Origin of the sequence: Sphingomonas sp. Y38-1Y (assembly GCF_032391395.1) — a bacterium.
Taxonomy (GTDB): Bacteria; Pseudomonadota; Alphaproteobacteria; order Sphingomonadales; family Sphingomonadaceae; genus Sphingomonas.
Window position 1 is genome coordinate 658,237 of the sequence record NZ_CP135916.1, and the last position, 18,354, is coordinate 676,590.

At 70.0% G+C, this 18,354-nt stretch carries 16 protein-coding genes and 1 tRNA gene; 9 read left to right on the forward strand and 8 right to left on the reverse strand.

The window, feature by feature from the left end; translation table 11 throughout:
* Positions 1-9 precede the first annotated feature (9 nt).
* On the forward strand, positions 10-1,008 hold the full coding sequence (locus tag RS883_RS02955; RefSeq protein ID WP_315762532.1) for an LLM class flavin-dependent oxidoreductase: 999 nt from the start codon (positions 10-12) through the stop codon (positions 1,006-1,008).
* Between the two features lie 37 nt (positions 1,009-1,045).
* Positions 1,046-1,732 (forward strand): NnrU family protein, encoded by a 687-nt coding sequence (locus RS883_RS02960; protein WP_315762533.1) that lies wholly within the window; start codon positions 1,046-1,048, stop codon positions 1,730-1,732.
* 4 nt (positions 1,733-1,736) lie between these two features.
* Here RS883_RS02960 and RS883_RS02965 read toward each other — a convergent pair whose 3' ends face one another.
* Positions 1,737-2,627 (reverse strand): LysR family transcriptional regulator, encoded by an 891-nt coding sequence (locus RS883_RS02965; RefSeq protein ID WP_315762534.1) that lies wholly within the window; start codon positions 2,625-2,627, stop codon positions 1,737-1,739.
* A gap of 95 nt (positions 2,628-2,722) precedes the next feature.
* On the opposite strand from RS883_RS02965, the gene RS883_RS02970 reads away from it, so the two are divergent.
* The gene (locus tag RS883_RS02970; RefSeq protein WP_315762535.1) at positions 2,723-3,820 is read left to right on the forward strand and encodes an aldo/keto reductase; all 1,098 of its coding nucleotides are present in this window, start codon (positions 2,723-2,725) and stop codon (positions 3,818-3,820) included.
* A gap of 45 nt (positions 3,821-3,865) precedes the next feature.
* Here RS883_RS02970 and RS883_RS02975 read toward each other — a convergent pair whose 3' ends face one another.
* Positions 3,866-4,468, reverse strand: a complete 603-nt coding sequence (locus RS883_RS02975) for a TetR/AcrR family transcriptional regulator (RefSeq protein ID WP_315762537.1) — start codon at positions 4,466-4,468, stop codon at positions 3,866-3,868.
* A gap of 84 nt (positions 4,469-4,552) precedes the next feature.
* Between RS883_RS02975 and RS883_RS02980 the strand changes: the two genes are divergently transcribed.
* Both RS883_RS02980 and RS883_RS02985 read left to right on the forward strand, forming a co-directional pair.
* Positions 4,553-5,560 (forward strand): NAD(P)-dependent oxidoreductase, encoded by a 1,008-nt coding sequence (locus RS883_RS02980; RefSeq protein WP_315762539.1) that lies wholly within the window; start codon positions 4,553-4,555, stop codon positions 5,558-5,560.
* A complete protein-coding gene (locus RS883_RS02985; RefSeq protein WP_315762541.1) occupies positions 5,557-6,171 on the forward strand; it encodes an NAD(P)H-dependent oxidoreductase in 615 nt (204 codons plus the stop codon). Before RS883_RS02980 ends, RS883_RS02985 begins: the two co-directional genes overlap by 4 nt.
* 3 nt (positions 6,172-6,174) lie before the next feature.
* Here RS883_RS02985 and RS883_RS02990 read toward each other — a convergent pair.
* The 5 genes from RS883_RS02990 to RS883_RS03010 form a co-directional block, all read right to left on the reverse strand.
* A tRNA-Arg gene (locus RS883_RS02990) sits at positions 6,175-6,251 on the reverse strand.
* Positions 6,252-6,307: 56 nt separating this feature from the next.
* Complete coding sequence (locus tag RS883_RS02995; protein ID WP_315762543.1) at positions 6,308-7,330, reverse strand: serine hydrolase domain-containing protein; 1,023 nt, start codon at positions 7,328-7,330, stop codon at positions 6,308-6,310.
* Positions 7,327-8,811 carry a permease gene (locus RS883_RS03000; RefSeq protein ID WP_315762545.1) on the reverse strand — a complete coding sequence of 495 codons (1,485 nt, stop codon included), beginning with the start codon at positions 8,809-8,811 and terminating at the stop codon, positions 7,327-7,329. The genes RS883_RS02995 and RS883_RS03000 overlap by 4 nt, the downstream gene beginning before the upstream one ends.
* A 126-nt stretch (positions 8,812-8,937) precedes the next feature.
* The gene (locus tag RS883_RS03005; RefSeq protein ID WP_315762547.1) at positions 8,938-10,227 is read right to left on the reverse strand and encodes a homoserine dehydrogenase; all 1,290 of its coding nucleotides are present in this window, start codon (positions 10,225-10,227) and stop codon (positions 8,938-8,940) included.
* Between the two features lie 139 nt (positions 10,228-10,366).
* Positions 10,367-11,320, reverse strand: coding sequence for an isopenicillin N synthase family dioxygenase (locus RS883_RS03010; RefSeq protein ID WP_315762549.1), 954 nt, complete (start codon positions 11,318-11,320; stop codon positions 10,367-10,369).
* Positions 11,321-11,457: 137 nt separating this feature from the next.
* On the opposite strand from RS883_RS03010, the gene RS883_RS03015 reads away from it, so the two are divergent.
* The 4 genes from RS883_RS03015 to RS883_RS03030 all read left to right on the forward strand — a co-directional run bounded on the left by RS883_RS03015 (position 11,458) and on the right by RS883_RS03030 (position 14,856).
* Complete coding sequence (locus RS883_RS03015; protein WP_315762551.1) at positions 11,458-12,687, forward strand: multidrug effflux MFS transporter; 1,230 nt, start codon at positions 11,458-11,460, stop codon at positions 12,685-12,687.
* A 169-nt stretch (positions 12,688-12,856) separates the two neighbouring features.
* Positions 12,857-13,210 (forward strand): DNA primase, encoded by a 354-nt coding sequence (locus RS883_RS03020; protein ID WP_315762552.1) that lies wholly within the window; start codon positions 12,857-12,859, stop codon positions 13,208-13,210.
* A gap of 309 nt (positions 13,211-13,519) precedes the next feature.
* Positions 13,520-14,464: an MliC family protein gene (locus tag RS883_RS03025; RefSeq protein WP_315762554.1), complete on the forward strand. Its 945-nt coding sequence runs from the start codon at positions 13,520-13,522 to the stop codon at positions 14,462-14,464.
* A complete protein-coding gene (locus tag RS883_RS03030; RefSeq protein ID WP_315762556.1) occupies positions 14,464-14,856 on the forward strand; it encodes an acyl-CoA thioesterase in 393 nt (130 codons plus the stop codon). Before RS883_RS03025 ends, RS883_RS03030 begins: the two co-directional genes overlap by 1 nt.
* A gap of 386 nt (positions 14,857-15,242) precedes the next feature.
* Here the strand turns inward: RS883_RS03030 and RS883_RS03035 are convergent, their stop codons facing one another.
* On the reverse strand, positions 15,243-17,885 hold the full coding sequence (locus RS883_RS03035; protein WP_315762558.1) for a ribonuclease E/G: 2,643 nt from the start codon (positions 17,883-17,885) through the stop codon (positions 15,243-15,245).
* Between the last annotated feature and the right edge of the window lie 469 nt (positions 17,886-18,354).

An 18,354-nucleotide genomic window follows, 5' to 3' on the forward strand; every position in this document is an offset into this window, starting at 1 on the left:
TTCATCGACATGACCCGCTATTCCCTTCTCGACCTCGTGCCGGTGCGCGAGGGTTCGTCCGTCGGCCATGCGCTCGCAGAGGCTGCCGACCTTGCCGCTCATGTCGAGGCGCATGGCTTCACCCGCTATTGGGTGGCCGAGCATCATGGCATGCCGGGCATCGCTGGCGGCGCGACCGCGGTCGTGCTCGCGCACGTTGGGGCCGCGACCTCTTCCATCCGGATCGGCGCGGGGGGGATCATGCTCCCCAACCATGCACCGCTTGCCGTCGCGGAGCAGTTCGGGACGCTCGACGCGCTCTATCCGGGGCGGATCGACCTGGGGCTGGGGCGCGCGCCGGGATCGGACCAGCGGGTGATGCGCGCGATGCGGCGCACGCTGGATACCAACGGCCCCGATGCCTTCCCGCAGGACATCCTCGAGCTGCAAAGCTATTTCGCCAATGACGGGCAGACGGGGATCGAGGCGACGCCGGGCGCCGGCGCCAAGATCGAGATGTGGGTGCTGGGCTCCAGCCTCTACGGCGCGCAGCTCGCCGCGGCGCTCGGCCTCCCCTATGCCTTCGCCTCGCACTTCGCGCCCGATGCGCTCGACCAGGCGGTTGAGACCTATCGCCGGCTATTCCGCCCCTCCGCACGCCTCGACAAGCCGTACATGGCCGCGGGCTTCAACGTCTTCGCCGCCGATACCGACGAGGAGGCGCGCTTTATCGCGAGTTCGATGGAGCAGAGCTTCGTCGCGCTGCGCACTGGCAATCCCGGGCGCCTGCCCCCGCCGGTGCGCGACTATCGCGCGAGCCTGGGCGCACAGGGCAACGCGATCCTGAACCATGTCCTCGCCTGTTCGGGGATCGGTGCGCCGGCGACGGTCCGCGCCTCGCTGGAGGCATTCGTCGAGCGGACCGGGGTGGACGAGGTGATCCTGACCGGCGCGACCTTCGATCCCGAGGCGCGCAAGAAGAGCATGAGCCTCGCCGCCGAGCTGATGGACGCGCGCGTGCCTGCCTGAAAGCTGCTATGGCGGACCCGAACACAGGGGGTCCGCCATGCCGCAACTCGTCTTCGCCGTCGCAGCGTTCGTCGGCACGCACTTCCTGCTGTCGCATCCGCTGCGCGCGCCGGTGGTCGGCCGGATCGGCGAGCGCGGGTTCATGGGCGTCTATTCGCTCGTCGCGTTCGCGGCGCTCGGCTGGGTGTATCTGGCATGGAAGGGCGTGCCGGAGCAGCCGCCGCTCTGGCCGGTCGGCGACGGATTGTGGGCGCTTGCCACCGCGATCATGCTGGTGGCGAGCGTGCTGCTGGTGGGCTCGCTGATCGGCAATCCCGCGCTGCCCGATCCCGATGCGGGGTCGAAGCCGGTGCCCATCGCCCGCGGCGTCTATGCCGTCACGCGCCACCCGATGCTGTGGGCGTTCGCGCTGTGGGCGGGGGTCCATATCCTCGTCTATCCCGTGCTCGCGCAGATCGTGCTGGCGGTCGGCATCGCCATTCTATCGCTGGTCGGCGCGGCGCTTCAGGACCGCAAGAAGGAGGCGCTCCAGCCGGATCGCTGGCGCGAATGGGAAGCGCGGACGAGCTATTGGCCCTTCGCCGCGATCGCCGCGGGGCGTGCGCGGTTCGGCGGGTTTCGCCCGCACGACTGGGCCGGCGGCGCGGTCGTCTGGCTCGCCGCGACCTGGGCGCACATGCCGCTGGCGGGGTGGCCGGCGGGTATCTGGCGCTGGGTGAGCTGACGGCCTACTCCCGCCAGCGCAGGTGATCGATCAGCGCGCGGAGCGCCGGCGAGACCTGACGCGCAGGGTAATAGAGGCGGAAGCCGCCAAAGGGCGCCATCCAGTCGGCGAGCACCTGCACCAGCCGGCCAGCCGCTAGATCCTCGGCCACGTCAACCGCCATCATATAGCCGAGCCCCGCGCCCGCACGCACCGCGGCGGCGACGAGCGCCTCGTCATTGGCGATCATCTGACCGCTGACCCGCACGTTGAGCTCCCGCCCGTCGCGCTGGAACCACCAGGGGAGCAAGCCGCCGCCGCCCAACAGCCGATAGTTGATGCAGACGTGGCGATCGAGGTCGGCGGGCGTCGCCGGCGGTGGGTGGCGCTCCAGATAGTCGGGCGTGCCGACCACCGCGGTGAGCAGCGGCGGCCCCACCGGAACCGCGATCATGTCGCGCTCGACCGACTCCTCCAGCCGGATCCCGGCATCGAAGCCACCGGCGACCAGGTCGACCGGCCGGTCGTCCGCCACTACCTCGACCGAGATGTCCGGATGCGCCTTCAGAAAGCTGGGCAGTCGCGGCGCCAGGATCGTTCGCGCCGCATGACCGAACGTTGACAGCCGCACCGTGCCCGACGGTGCGTCGCGCCAGTCGGCGAGTGCGGTCAGCGCGCGATCGACCGCCGTCAGCGCGGGATCGAGCGAGCGCAGCAGCTGCTCGCCCGCCGCGGTCGGCGCCACCGACCGCGTTGTCCGCGCGAGCAGCCGCACGCCCAGCCGCTCTTCCAGCGCCCGCATTGCGTGGCTGAGCGCCGATGGCGACAGGTTGAGCTCGGCCGCCGCGCGCGTGAAGCTGCGCGTACGTGCCACGACGGCAAATGCCGCCAGCCGATCGAGTTCACCCTGCCGCATTGCTGAACCAGGTTCACAGACCCTTGCGCCCAACACCAGCTAATTCGTGCGCGCCGGCCGGCCTATTTACGCGTCTCTTTCAAGGAGACAGCGCCATGGACCTCACCCACTACCGCACGCTCGGCCGATCGGGCCTTGCCGTCAGCCCGTTCGCGCTGGGCACTATGACCTTTGCCGCGGGCCGTTGGGGCGCCGACGAGGCGACGTCGCGCGCGATCTTCGACGCCTATGTGGAGGCGGGTGGCAATTTCATCGACACCGCCGACGTCTATTCGGCCGGTGAGAGCGAAGCGATGCTCGGCCGCTTCGTCGCCGACAGCGGAACGCGCGACCGGCTGGTGATCGCGACCAAGTCGGGTTTTGGGCGGACGCCGGGCAATCCGCTCGCCGCGGGCAACTCCGCGCGCAACATCCGCGACGGCCTGGAAGGATCGCTGCGCCGGCTGGGCACCGATCGGATCGACCTTTACTGGACGCATGTCTGGGACCGAACGACGCCGGTCGAGGAAGTGCTTCGCGCGCTGACCGACGCGGTCGCGCGCGGGGACATCCTCTACTACGGCCTCTCCAACGCGCCCGCCTGGTACGTCGCGCAGCTTGCGACGCTGGCGCACGCGCATGGCCTGCCCGCGCCGGTCGGGCTGCAATATGCCTATTCGCTGATCGACCGCGGAATCGAACTCGAGGTGCTGCCCGCCGGTGCCGCGCTGGGGCTCGGCCTCGTCGGCTGGAGCCCGCTCGCGTTCGGGATGCTGACCGGCAAATACGGGCGCGAGAAGCTGGAGGCGTTCGGCCCCGCGGGCGCGGTACCCGACCGTGCCGACACCTCGGCGGGCGAGGGTGGACGGCTGAACGGCGACAATCCCTATGGCGGAATGCTGTTCACCGAGGCCAATTTCGCGATCGTCGATGCGGTCCGCGCGGTGGCCGAGGAAGTCGGCCGGCCGATGCCGCAGGTGGCGCTCGCCTGGGCCGCGGGGCGGCCGGGTGTGTCCTCGGTCCTGCTCGGCGCCAGCCAGCCGGAGCAGCTTCGCGACAATCTGTCCGCCCTCGACCTGAAGCTGAGCGCCGAGCAGCGGGCCCGCCTGGACGCCGCGGGCGAGCCGCCGCGGCCCAACCCCTATTTCATCTTTCAGATGCCGCGCGAGCAGCTCTTCGGCGGCCACGCCGTCGAACCATGGGGCGGGCGGTAAGCAGAGCGGGCCGGCGCTGTCCTCCAGCCGCCGGCCCGGCACGCCTTATGGCACGCACTTCTCGATGATGTCCGCAAAGGCCGCGATCGCGTCGGCCTCGCCGATCGTCCCGCGGACGATCGCCGCCGACAGCGCTTCGCCCGCGCCGACGAGCGCGATGCACAGCCGGGTGGCGGCCGGGTCCGTCATCGGGCTGACCGGGCGCAGCACGGCGACGAACATCCCGACCGACTGGTCCAGAAGCTCGGCATAGACCTTCGCCATCTCTGCACTGCCGGTCAGCGCCGCGCCGACGATGTGGAACTCGCCCGTCAGGTCGGACGCGCAGCGGATATAGGCGTCGGCGAGCGTCGCGATCGTCTGCTCGCGGCCGTGATTGGCAGCGGCCATCGCGCGGCTGAACGCCTCGATCCGCTCCGTGTCGATCCAGCGATACAGCTCGATAAGCAGGCCCGACCGCGTGCCGAAATGGTCGTACACGACCGGCTTCGACACGCTCGCGCGCACCGCCAGATGGCCGAGCGTCAGGCTGTCGGCTCCTTCCTCTCGGATCACCTCCAGCGCGGTCGCGAGCAATTGGCGGCGCCGGTCGGCCTTTGGAAGTCGGCGGCCCCGGTCGGGAAGTGGCGCGCTCGATTCTGCTGTCATCGCGAAACCCGCTTGCAAAGCTACCAATGGTAACTTACGTGAACCTACACTTCGTAGCTTATCTATCTAGGCAGAAAGGCGCCGATGTCCATCGCACCCATCCTCCTCCTGGGCGGTACCGGCCAGATCGGTCATTTCGCCGCCGCCGCGCTGCGCAAGCGCCACCCCGACCTTCCCCTGCTGATCGGCAGCCGCAACCGGCAAAAGGCCGAACAGGTCGCCCGAGCGCTCGGCGATGCCGAGGCGGTGGTGATCGATCCGGATTCGGACGATCTCGGCATCGGCGATCGCCGGATCGGCGCGATCGTCGTGCTTTACTCCGATCAACGGCTAGCCAGCCTCCGCTATGCGCAGGCACGCGGCATCTCGCATCTCGGCATCTCGACCGGCATGTTCGAGGTCGCGCCCGAGATCGCGGTCCACATGCAGCGTCCGGACGCGGCGGCGATGGTGCTCGGCTATGAGTGGCTCGTCGGCGCGACGACCATCGCGGCGCTGACCGCGGCGAAGGGCTATGCGCGGGTCGACGGCATCAGGATCGGCGCGCTGGTCGACGACGAGGATTGGGGCGGCCCGGCCGTCCAGGAGGATTTCGAGCGCTTCGCCTCGATCATCGCCTCCGTGCTCGCGCGAAAGGATGGGGCGTTCGTCTGGCGCAAGGGCGATGCCATCCAGGGATCATTCCACGCGATCGACGGCACCGAGATCGCCGCGACCGGTTTTTCGCAGATCGACATCGCCGGCCTCGCCGCGGCGACGGGCGCGCGTGACGTCGAGTTCGCGATCGGCACCGGCGTCAGCTCCAGCCGGCGCGCAGGCGGCGCCAAGTCGACCGAGATCATCATCGAGCTGTCCGGGATCGATCCCGCCGGCGATCCGATACGAAGCCGGCACGCCGTCTTTCATCCCGGCGGCGCGGCGCCGCTGACCGCGCTCGGCATCAGCATGGTGCTGGAACGTCTGGCCGGGCTGGACGGCAATCCCCCAACGCCGGCTGGGCTGTTCTTCCCCTATCAGATCATCGACCATGGCGATTATCTGGACCGTTTGGCGCAGGAGGGCGGGCAACTGATGACGCTGCCGCTCGCATGACGCAGCTGGTGCAGGAGCGTGCGCGCCAGAAGGCGCTCGTGGTCATGGCCCACCCCGCCAAATCGTCGCTGACGCGCGAGGTGACGACGGCGATCGTCGCGGCGTGGCAAGCCGCTGGACACGATGCCGAGCTGGCGGACCTGGCGGCGGAAGGGTTCGATCCGGTGTTCGGGCCGGCGGACCATGCCGCCTTCAACCAGGCCGGCGACCTGCCCGACGACGTGCGCGCGGAGCAGCGTCGCATCGACTGCGCGGACCATCTGATCCTCGTCCATCCGGTCTATTGGTGGTCGATGCCCGCGCTCCTGAAAGGATGGATCGACCGCGTGTTCGTCGCCGGCTGGGCGTTCGACGAGGATGCCGACGGGCACATCGACAAGCGTCTGGGAAGGCTGAAGGTCACCCTCGTCGCGATCGCCGGTGCCAACGAGCGGACCTACGCCAAGCGCGGCTATCGCGACGCGATGCGGGTGCAGATCGAAGACGGCATCTTCGACTTCTGCGGCGCGTCGGTGATCGCATCCCGCCTGTTGACGCCGGACCGGTTGGCGCAGCCGTCCGCCCCGCAGGTGATCGCGAACGAGGTCGTCGCGCTGACAGCCGGAATCTGATGATGGCGCACCCGACAGGATTCGAACCTGTGACCTCTGCCTTCGGAGGGCAGCGCTCTATCCAGCTGAGCTACGGGTGCCAGGCGGCGGTGCCTAGCAAAGCGGGGCGGGGGGCGCCAGTGGTTTCGCGATGCGCTCAGCGCGCGTCGAAGGCGCCGATGGCGGCATCGCCGGTGGCGCGGCGAAGCGCGGCGATGCCGCTGTCTGAGTGGCGGCTCGGGTGGACACGGTTGGTGAGGAGCGTCCAGGCAAACCCGCGCTCGAAGTCGAGCCACAGGCCGGTGCCGGTGAAGCCGGTATGCCCGATCGTCGTGTCGTCGCATGCGTCGCCGCCGGGCCAACCGGGCACGCGGCGCTCCCACCCGCAGGTACGCGTGGGCGAGGCACGCTCGCGCATCGCGGTCAACGCCGCCGCCGACGCGCCGCTGCCGCCCAGCAACCCCAGCGCGAAGTCGAGCACGCCGTCGACGGTCCCGAACAGCCCGGCATGGCCGGCCGCGCCGCCGAGCGCGGCGGCATTCTCGTCATGCACCTCGCCCTTCAGCACGCGCTCGCGCCACATGCACCGCTCGGTCGCGACGCTCATCGCGGGATCGGGGCGCCAGGCGAGCCCCTCGGCCATCGGCAGGTGATCGAGCGGGCGGCCGGTCAGCCGCTCGATCGCGATGCCGAGCAGGATGAAGTTGATGTCCGAATAAACCGGCGGCCCCGCGCGCCACTCGCGCTGGAGCACGAAGGCGCGGAGGCGGCGCGGATCGTCGCCATAGGTATAGATGGGCTCGACCGCGGGCAGATGGGTCTGATGCGACAGCGCCTCTCGAAAGGTGATGCGCCGCTCGCGCGCGTGCGCGACGTCGTACTGGCGCAGGTCCGGGATCGCGTCGGCGATCGGCCGGTCGAGGTCGAGCCTGCCCTGATCGGCGAGGCGCAGGATCGCGGGGGTCGTGGCAATGACCTTGGTCAGCGAGGCGAGGTCGAACCAGTGGCCGAGCGTCAGCGGCTCACGCAGCGGCTCGATCTGGGCATGCCCGGTCGAGACGAGCGCGCGCTCGCCATCGGCGGTGACGAGGCCGAGCGTTGCGCCGGGGATGCGCCGCGCGGCGACGGCGCGCGCGGCGGGCGCAAAGGCGGCGTCGGCGACGGCGGACAGCCGGCTCATGCCAGCGCCTCGCGCGGGCGGGCGCTGACGACCAGGGGGAGCAGCAGGAGCGCAGCGAGGCTGAGCGCGCCCGACAGCGCGAAGAAACCGGGATAGCCGATCGCCTCCGCGATGGCGCCTGCGCCGCCGCCGATCAGCCGCGGCAAGAGGAAGGCGAAGCCCGACAGCAGCGCATATTGCGAGGCGGCGAAGGCCGGGTTCACGAGCAGCGAGAGATAGACGACGAACACCGCGCCGGCCAAGCCGTTGCCGAACTGGTCGGCGGCGGTCGCCGCCCAGAGCGCGCCGACATCGGCGTTGCGGCTGCCCAGCCAGACGAAGGCGAAGTTGCCGAACGCGGCGAGCAGCGCGCCGAGGCCGAGCGTCCACGAGGCCGGCCAGCGTGCGGCAAGCCATCCGCCAAGCGCCACGCCCGCCATGCTCGCGGCCAGCGCGACGACGCCGTCGGCGATGCCGATGCTGCGAAGCGAGTAGCCGAGCGTGTTGACGAACGGCTTAGACAGCGTGAGCGCGAGCACGTCGCCCATGCGATAGAGCGCGACGAAGCCCAGGATCGCGAGCGCCGCGAAGCCATAGCGCCAGACGAAGTCGAGATAGGGCCTCACCGCCCCCGAACGCGCGGCGAACGCTTGCGGGGGCAGGCGGCGGATCGCGGGGATCGCCGCGGCGAGCAGCACGAAGGGGAGGAGGGCGACGATCGCGACCCAGGTCGCGACATTGGCGCCGGCATCGATCCCCGCGGCATCGGCGATCGCGAGCAGCGCCCTGCCGATCGCCGCGAAGACGACGAGGATGGCTGCGAACAGCGCGGCGCTGGCGGCAATGCCGACCCCGATCGCCGGCCAGCGCGCGCCGCGACCGTCGGCTTCGCGCGGCGTCGCGGCGATGGCGGGAAGCGCGAGCGCGGCGATCGCGGCGACGACCAGATAGCCCGCCTGCCACCCCGCCGCGTCGGCGACGAGCAGCACGCCCGACCCCGCCGCGACCATCGCGCTGCGATAGCCCCAGATATTGGCGGCGACGAGCGGACCCTGTGTAGCGGCATCGGGCGCGAGGCCGATGCGCCAACCGTCGACCGCGATCTCCAGCATTGTCGTCCAGAAGGCGAGGACGAGCGCCCACAGCGCCGTCGCGGCAAGGCTGCGTGCGGGGTCGGTCAGCGCGAGGCCTACGATCGCCGCGACGATGCCGATCTGGGAGGCGAGAACCCAGCTTCGCCGCCGACCGTAGAAGCGCGCGAAGCCCGGAACGCCGACGCGATCGACGATCGGCGCCCACAGGAACTTGAACGTCGGCAGCAGCGCGACCCAGGCGAAGAAGCCGATCAGCGTCAGCGGCACGCCGCTCTGCGCCAGCCGCAGCGAGAGGATCGTCGAGAAGAGATAGAAGGGCAGCCCCGCGCAGACGCCCAGCAGCGCGAACAGCGCCAGCGAGCGGGCGGGCGCTTGGGTCGGCGCTGATCTCGGCTCGGCCGCCGTCATTCTGTTTACCCCTCCAGCCGTGACTAGGAGGCGCATGCAAATGTTAAGTCAATGATGAAGGTTAGCCGGGGTTCATGGTCAATGCGCCGCGTTCGGCCGCGCCACGCCCCCGCCGCCTGCAATCGCTTACTGGAGGATATGCATCCACATCGGTTGGCCGACGAGGCTGGGCGAGCCGCGCAGCTTGTCGAGCGCCTGCGCAACGCAGCGCTCCGGGCCCTCATGAGTGACGATCGTGACGATCACGCCGCTGTCGGCGACGGCGCCGCGCTGGATCAGGCTTTCGATCGAGACGCCGGCATCGCGCATCGCCGCGGCGATCTCTGCCAGGACGCCGACCTTGTCGACGACGGCGAAGCGAAGATAGGCGCGGCCGCGGCGCTCGCCCGGATCGGCGGCGGGCTGGGCGGCGAGGCTGGCGGACGGCATCGCGTAGGCCGGACCGAACTCGCCGCGGGCGATGTCGATCAGGTCGGCGACGACCGCGCTCGCGGTCGGGCCGTCGCCCGCGCCTGCGCCCTGGAACAGCAAGCGGCCGACGAAATTGCCCTCCGCCACCACGGCGTTCGTAGCGCCGGTGACGTGCGCGAGCGGATGGTCGACGGGGACGAGGTGCGGGTGGACGCGCTGGAACAGTCCCTGCGCGCCGGCCTCCGCCAGCCCGAGCAGCCGCACGCGATAACCGAGCGCCGCCGCTTCGGCGATGTCGGCGGCGATGACGTGGCGGATGCCGGTCACGCGCACGTCGCCGAACGACGGGCTGGTGCCGAAGGCAAGGCTGGCGAGGATCGACAGCTTGTGCGCGGCATCGACGCCGTCGATGTCGAACGAGGGATCGGCCTCGGCGAACCCCTTTGCCTGCGCTTCGGCCAGCACGTCGGCGAAGTCGCGGCCTTCCGCCTCCATCCGGCTGAGGATGAAATTGCAGGTGCCGTTGAGGATGCCATAGACGCGCGCGATCTCGTTCGCGGCGGCGCCCTCGCGAAGGCCCTTGATGACGGGCACGCCGCCCGCGACCGCGGCCTCGAACTTGAGCGCGACATCCGCATCCTCGGCAGCGCGCGCGAGCTCCAGGCCGTGATGCGCGATCATCGCCTTGTTGGCGGTGACGAAGCTCTTGCCCGCGCCGAAGCTGGTGCGCGCGAGCGCGAGCGCCGGACCGTCGGAGCCGCCGATCAGCTCGACGACCACATCGGCGCCGTCATGACGGCCGAGCGCGACGGGATCGTCGATCCAGTCGAAGCGGCCGATGTCGACGCCGCGATCCTTGGCGCGATCGCGGGCGGACACGGCGACGATCTCGATCGGGCGCCCTGCGCGCCGCTCGATCAGCGCGGTATTGGCGTCGATCAGCCGAATGACGCCCGCTCCGACGGTGCCGAGGCCGGCGATCGCGACGCGGAGCGGTTGGGTCATCGAACTATCCTTATCGTCATGCCGGACTCGTTCCGGCATCCACCGTGCCGCGCGAGCAGCCAGCGCGGCTCATGCGGGACGGTGGACCCCGGAACAAGTCCGGGGTGACGAAGAATAGCTGAAGAGAGGCCTAGAACGCCTACTTCTTGATGAGGCCGATCTCCACCAGCCGCTCGTGCAGATAGTCGTGTGCGGTGATCGGCTCGGGATAGCGGTTGGGGCGATCCTCCGTGACGCAGCCGGACAGCGTCTTGATGACGAAGTCGGGCGCGGGATGGAGGAAGAAGGGCATCGAATAGCGCGAATGGCCGCGCCGCTCGACCGGCGGATTGACGACGCGGTGCGTGGTCGAGGGCAGGACGTGGTTGGTCAGCCGCTGGAGCATGTCGCCGACATTGACGACCATCGCCCCCTCAGGCGGCTTGACCGGCAGCCAGCGGCCGTCGCGGTCGAGCAGTTCCAGCCCCGCTTCCTCGGCGCCGAGCAGCAGCGTGATGAGGTTGATGTCCTCATGCGCGCCGGCGCGGACATTGGGCGCATCCTCCGTCACCGGCGGATAGTGGAGGAGGCGGAGGACCGAGTTGCCGTCCCGGACCGCCGGCTCGAACCAATCGGGCGCGAGATCGAGATAGCGCGCGATCGCCGACAGCAGCCGGTCGCCCGCCCGATCAAACGCGGCGAAGAGCTCGATGAAGGTGTCGCGGAATCCTTCCGGCACGTCGGGCCAGATGTTGGGCGACATCACCGCGGCGAAGCGATGCCCCTCGGGCAGCTCGCGGCCGACATGCCAGAACTCCTTGAGGTCGACATGGCTCGCGCCCTTGGCGATCTCCGTCTTGAACGGCGTATAGCCGCGCGCGCCGCCACCGCCGGGGACGTGCCAGCCGCGCTTCTGGTCCTCGGGCAGCGCGAACAGCGCCTCCGTCATCGCCCAGGCGCGGGCGATCAGCGCTTCATCGATGCCGTGGTCGCGCACGATCGCAAAGCCATATCGCCGGAACGCCTCGCCGAAGTCGCGCGCGAAGGCGTCGGGGTCTTGCGCCTGGTCGGCGAGCGAGACGGGCCGGATATCGGCGAGCGGCGTGTCGAGCATGGAACGACCTTGTCCTGATGGCAGTTGCTGCCGGCCAAGATAGGGCGGCGCTCGGGTCTCCTGCAACCCGCGGCGCGGTTCGTTTGGCCGGACAACATTCGGCGTGACCCCATCATTTTGCGCGCTAAAGGAGCCCGATGGACCAGCCGACCACCTCCGCGTCGATCGACCGCGCGCCGATCCCGTTCGGCGAGTTCGTGGCGCTGGCGGCCGCGCTGATGGCGCTGACCGCGCTCGGCATCGATTCGATGCTGCCCGCGCTGCCTGCGATCGGCGACAGTCTGGGCGTTGCCAATCCCAACGATCGACAGTTCGTCATCACCAGCTTCCTGATCGGTTTCGCGGTCGCGCAGCTGGCGCACGGGCCGCTGTCCGACCGGTTCGGGCGGCGGCCGATCCTGGGCGTGTCGCTCTTGATCGCGGTCGCGACCAACCTGGCGGCGGCGGCGGCGGGCAGCTTCACGCTGTTGCTGGTCGCGCGCTTCGTCGCCGGGATGGCGGTCGCTGGCGCGCGCGTCGTCACGGTGGCGATGGTGCGCGACTGCTTCTCGGGCCGACCGATGGCGCGGGTGATGAGCCTGGTCTTCGTCGTCTTCATGGCGGCGCCGGTGCTCGCGCCCGCCTTTGGACAGATCGTGCTGCTGTTCGCGCCGTGGCGCTGGATCTTCGTCGGCATCGCGACGGTCGCCGGCCTCGTCCTCGCCTGGTTCTGGCTGCGGATGCCGGAGACGCTCGACCCGTCACAGCGCAATCCGCTGCGCCCCGGCCATGTCCTGGCGGGCTTCGCCAAGGTGTGCCGCGACCGGATGGCGGTGGGTTACACGCTGGGCGCAACGCTGCTGTCCGGCGGGCTGTTCGGGTTCATCAACTCGATCCAGCAGATCATGGCCGACATCTTCGGCGCGGCCGAGTGGCTGACGGTGGTGTTCGCGTGCGTCGCGGGGACGATGGCGCTCGCCAACTTCATGAACTCGCGCATCGTCATGCGCTTCGGGACGCGGCTCATCTCGCACAGTGCGCTGGCCGGGCTGATCGTCGTTGCGGCGGTGCATCTGGGCGTGGGGCTGCTCGATCTGGAGAGCCTGCCGGTGTTCATCGTCCTTCAGGCGTTGCTGATGGCGTGCTTCGGGCTGGCCGCGTCGAACTTCTCGGCGATGGCGATGGAGAATATGGGCGGGATCGCGGGCCTCGCTTCCAGCTTCCAGGGCTTCGTCTCGACGCTGGGCGGCGCGCTGATCGGCGCGGCGATCGGACAGGCGTTCGATGGCACGACGGTGCCGCTCTATAGCGGCTTCCTGCTGATGGGGCTGATCGCGTTCGGCGTCGTCGCGATCGCCGAGCGCGGGCGCATGTTCCGGCCGCACTGAGCCTTGGCGCGGCACCGGCCCGCTCCCCAACCCCGCCTCCCATCGGCATCATGAATGGGGGGCGGGGTGGGGAGCGGGCCGGTGCCGAAACCGACGCAAGCCGAAAACCACCACGGAACGCGCCGGGCAGATCGCCCGTTTGTGACCCGCTTCAATCAAGGAGGGTCAGATGGGCGGACACCGTGTGGGCGAACAGGGCCCCAATGACGACGGTTTCGACGAGGACGGCTATGACGAGAGCCAGCGCGCCGAGATCCTGGAGGCGACGCGCGACGGCCCCAGCGACGGCACGATCCTGACCGACGTCGCGCCCGATCTGGGCGACGACGACGAGGAGGACGAGGCGATCGACGAGCTCGCGCTCGGCGGCGATGAGGTCGGCGAGGAGGACGAGGACGTCGACCTCGACGAGGAGGATCAGGCCGAGGACGAGGCTCAGGCCGATTTCGACGAGGACTCGCTGGAGAGCGAGGACGGCGACGACGACCTCGACGACGGCGATCGCGCGGCGATCGAGCCATAGGGTCTGTCCTCCGGCACAACAGGGATCGTGATCGCCCGTGGAAGACCATCGACGAGGAGCGCAGCGCAGCCGGGTAGCTGCGCTACCCGCAAGCAAGCGACGACGCTCGATGGTCTTCCACGGGCGACCGCTTCGCGGCGGGCGGATTTTGGCGCAGGGCGGCGTCGCGCGTCGGTCACGATGCTTTGGCATCGCTCCCTCCTTGCTCCTGGCCCTGCGCCAAAATTCGCTCCGTCACGACCCTGTTGTGCCGGAGGGCAGACCCTCAGGCTTGACGGCGACGCCCGCGCTTCGGCACCTTCGTCCGCGATGAAACGACTGGGCGGATGGATGGCGCTGGCGATGCTGGCGGGATGTGGCGGCGGCGGCGATCCAGCGGGCAACGATACGGCCGCGTCGGACGCCCCCGCGGTCGTGCCGATGAACGAGGAAGCGGCGCTGGCCGAGAATGCGGCACTTGCGCCCATCCCCGAGCCGGCGACGAACCTCGCCGCCTCAGACGCCGCGCTTCCCGGCATCGACGCGCCGCCCAACCCGCCCGCCGGCCGCCCCGTCGCCACGCCCTCGCCAGAGGTCGGGCGCGACGAGGCCGCGCGGATCGTCCGCGGCTATTATGCGCGCATCGCCAGGGGCGACTTCGCCGCCGCGCGGGCGATGTGGGACGACAATGGCGAGGCTTCGGGGCTGTCCGCGGCCGACTATGCCAAGCGCTTCGACCGCTTTGCCGAGTTCCGAGCCGAGGTGGGCACCGCCGGTCGCATCGATGCGGGCGCGGGTCAGCGCTATGTCGAGGTGCCCGTCCGCGTCTTCGGCAAGATGAAGGAGGACGGCGCGGCATTCGAGCGGAGCGGCATCGTCACGCTCCACCGCACCGGCGATATCGAGGGCACGACGCCCGCGCAGCGCCGCTGGCGCATCGCCAGTGCCGAGATCCTGCCCAAGCCCGCGCCGACACCCGCCGCGCCGCTGCCGGGTTCCGATCCCGTGCCCTCGCCGACGCCGACGCCGGCGGAGGGCGAGATCGTCACCGCGCGCTATAGCTGCACCAACGGTGCGCGGCTGATCGCGCGGTTCGACAATCAGGCGGGGACGATGCTGCTGCGCCGCGGCTATCGCCGGCTCGGCACGCTGGAACAGCAGCGGTCGGGATCGGGCATCGCCTATAGTGGCGACGGGATCGAGCTTCGCGGCAAGGGCAAGGCGGCGACGATCACGCTGCCGGGCGAGCCGCCGCTTTCCTGCGAGTCGGATTGATGCCCGCTTACACCGCGACGATCGTCGCGGCGCCGGAGGACATCGACGAGCTCGGCCACGTCAACAATGCGGTCTGGGTCCGGTGGATCCAGGACGTCGCCGTCGCGCACTGGTATGCGGTGGCCGATGCGGCCGACGCCGACGCCTATTTCTGGGTCGTGACGCGGCACGAGATCGATTACCGCGGCAACGTCCGCGCGGGCGAGCGCGTGACCGCGGAGACCTGGGTGCCGAGCCCGCCGCGGGGCGCCCGCTTCAACCGCCACATGCGCTTTACTGGCGAGGATGGCCGCGTGAAGGTGGAGGCGGTGACCACCTGGGCGCTGATCGAGCGCGCGAGCGGGCGGCTGATGCGCGTGCCGGCCGAGATGGCGGCGCCGTTTCTGGGGTGAGTTCCTAGAGCTGTGCTTTCGCGGAGGCGGGAGCCTAGGGCGATCAAGCGGGGCATTTGTGGCTCTTGGCTGCCGCCTTCGCGGGAGCACGGGTGGCGTGAGCAACCCTTCGCCTCCCGCCACCACCCCGGCAAGGCCGGGGTCCACTTACGGGTGTGACACGCCACTCACCGTCGTTCCGGAGCTGGACCCCGGCCTTCGCCGGGGTGGTTGCGTGAGGGGCGGGGCGCTTCTTGCCTCGCCAGTCACATGCGCTTTGTCGCTCCGGCCTTGAGCCGGGGTTCCGCGTTCGTCGGTGCCGCGAAGGCGGAATTGTCAGTTCGACGGGGTGACGAGCGGCCGGCCGACACGAAAGAGGCCGGACTTTCGTCCGGCCTCTCGTTCGATCAGGTGTTGCCGAAGGTTCGCTGCCACCAACCGCGGCGCGGCGGGCTCGCGGCTTCTTCACCGTCCGCTGCCTCGGCGACGGTCTCGACGTCCTGGCTGACCTCGTCGGCGGCCGGTGCCTCGACCGCAGCGTCGGCGACGACCGGCGTCTCAGCTTCCGCAGGCGCATCCGCCTTCTTGCGGCGCGTGCGCTTGGGCTTGGCGGGCGCTTCCTCGGCGGCGGCCTCGACCGGCTCGGCCGCAGCTTCGGCAGGGGCCTCGACCGCGTCGGCCTTCTTGCGGCGGGTGCGCTTGGGCTTGGCGGGCGCCTCCTCGGCAGCGGCTTCGACCGGCTCGGCTACGGCGTCGGCAGGCGCCTCGACCGCATCGGCCTTCTTGCGGCGCGTGCGCTTGGGCTTGGCGGGCGCTTCCTCCGCGGGTGCGGTGTCGGCGACGAGCACCGCGGTCTCGGCCTCGACCGGTGCGGCTTCCTCGATCTCGGCGGCGGGCTCGGCCTCGGCGCCGTCGTCGGCGCGCTCGGTCGAGCCGACTTCGTCGCGGCGACCGCCACGGCGGCGGCGGCGGCGCTTGCGGCGCTCGCCGGACTCGGGGGCGTCGGCGGAGACCGCCTCGGTGCCGGTGTCCTCGCTCTCGGCGACCTCGGTTTCGGCCTCATCGGCGTCGGTCTCGCCCTCGGTCTCACCCGTCCCGGTGTCGTTGCCACCTTCCTCGCGCGAGCGGCCGCGGCGGCCGCGCCGGCGGCGGCGCTTGCGGCCACGGCCCTCGTCGCCTTCGGCGCGCTCACCACGCTCGCCGCGATCGCCACGCGGCTCGCGCGGTGCCTCGGCGGTCTCGACCGCTTCTTCCTCGTCCTCGTACTCTTCCTCGATCTCGTCGATCTCGGGTTCGTCGGGCTCGACCAGGATCGGATCGATGCGCGGCGCATGCGCGGGCGGCGGGCCGCCGGCCTCGACCGACATGCGCGCGCCTTCCATCTCGCCGTCCGCGGCGACCTCGACCATCACGCCGTAGCGATCCTCGATCTCGGCGATGTCGGCGCGCTTCTTGTTGAGCACGTAGAAGGCGGCTTCCTGGCTGGCGCGCAGCAGGAGCTGCGATCCGCGGCCACGCGCGGCCTCCTCCTCGATCAGGCGGAGCGCCGACAGACCCGCCGACGAAGCGGTGCGGACCAGGCCTGTGCCCTCGCAATGCGGGCAGGTGCGCGTCGATGCCTCCAGCACGCCGGTGCGCAGGCGCTGGCGGCTCATCTCCATCAGGCCGAACGCGCTGATGCGGCCGACCTGGATGCGGGCGCGATCGTTCTTCAGCGCCTCCTTCATCGCCTTCTCGACCTTACGGACGTTGGACGAATGATCCATGTCGATGAAATCGATGACGACGAGGCCGGCCATGTCGCGCAGGCGAAGCTGGCGCGCAATCTCCTGCGCCGCCTCGAGGTTGGTGGCGGTCGCGGTCTGCTCGATATTGTGCTCGCGCGTCGAGCGGCCAGAGTTGATGTCGATCGAGACGAGCGCCTCGGTCGGGTTGATGACGAGGTAGCCGCCCGACTTCAGCTGGACGACGGGGTGGTACATCGCCGCCAGCTGATCCTCGACGCTGAACCGCTGGAACAGCGGCACCGCGTCGGCATATTGCTTCACGCGCCGGGCGTGGCTCGGCATCAGGAGCTTCATGAACTCCTTGGCCTGGCGATAGCCGTCCTCACCCTCGACGATCACCTCGTCGATATCGCGATTGTAGATATCGCGGATCGCGCGCTTGATGAGGTCGCTGTCGCCATAGACGAGCGCGGGCGCCGCCGACTTCAGCGTGTTCTCGCGGATGCCGTCCCATAGGCGCGCGAGATAGTCGAAGTCGCGCTTGATCTCGGTCTTGGTGCGCTGAAGCCCCGCGGTGCGGACGATGCAGCCCATCGTCGGCGGCAGCTTCATGTCCGCCATGATCGCCTTCAGGCGCTTGCGGTCGGCGGCCGAGCTGATCTTGCGGCTGATGCCGCCGCCATGCGCGGTGTTGGGCATGAGCACGCAATAGCGGCCTGCGAGCGACAGATAGGTGGTGAGCGCCGCACCCTTGTTGCCGCGCTCTTCCTTGACGACCTGGACCAGCAGCACCTGACGGCGGCGGATCACGTCCTGGATCTTGTAGCGGCGGCGCAGGTTCATGCGGCGCTGGCGCAGCGCCTCGGCCGGGTCGTCGCCATTGCCCTTCTTGCGGCGCGGGGCGGCACCGCCCTCTTCGCCGCCCTCATGCTCGGCCTCTTCCTCGTCGTCGCTGGGACGCTCGACGACCTCGACGTCGCCGTCCTCGTCGTCGTCATGATCCTCGGCGGCGCGCAGCGCGGCTTCCTCGGCGGCATGCTCGGCCTCTTCGGCGAGCAGCGCGTCGCGATCCTCCTTGGGGATCTGGTAATAGTCCGGGTGGATTTCCGAGAAGGCGAGGAAGCCGTGGCGATTGCCACCATAATCGACGAACGCCGCCTGAAGCGACGGTTCGACGCGAGTCACCTTGGCGAGATAGATATTGCCCTTGAGCTGCTTGCGCTCGGCCGATTCGAAATCGAACTCCTCGATCCGGTTACCCTGGACGACGGCGACGCGGGTTTCCTCCCGGTGCCGTGCGTCGATCAACATGCGTGTTGCCATTCAAAACTCTCCGCGGCGCGGGCGGCGGCGCAAGGCCGGCGGGGCGCCGATGCGATGGATTGATCGGCGCGCGAGAGCCGGCGCCGACCATTCGATGTGGATAAAATGCCTCTGCCGCAGTGGCTTGGCCGGGGCGTTCGCCCGGCAGCGTCGTCCCGGCCACGCGCCCGCCCGTGGGGGCGGCGATGTGGCGATGGACGAAAACAAGCCTCATTGCAGCGTCAACCTGTAGGCGCCCGGGGCCTGTCGATCACGCCGGCCCCATGCGAATGTCCCGGTGCGGCAAAGCGTCAAACATCGACGCGCCGGGACCGGTCGCGTTGACCTAGCATCAGCGCCCGTCCGCTTCAACCGGCGCTTTCCTGCCGCCCGGCCGGCAAATTCGTGCCGAACGACGCGTTAACCGCAGCCTTTCACCGCGTTCAAAGTGGTGCGGTCCTAGTCGGTCGACATACGCTTTGGGGCAAAC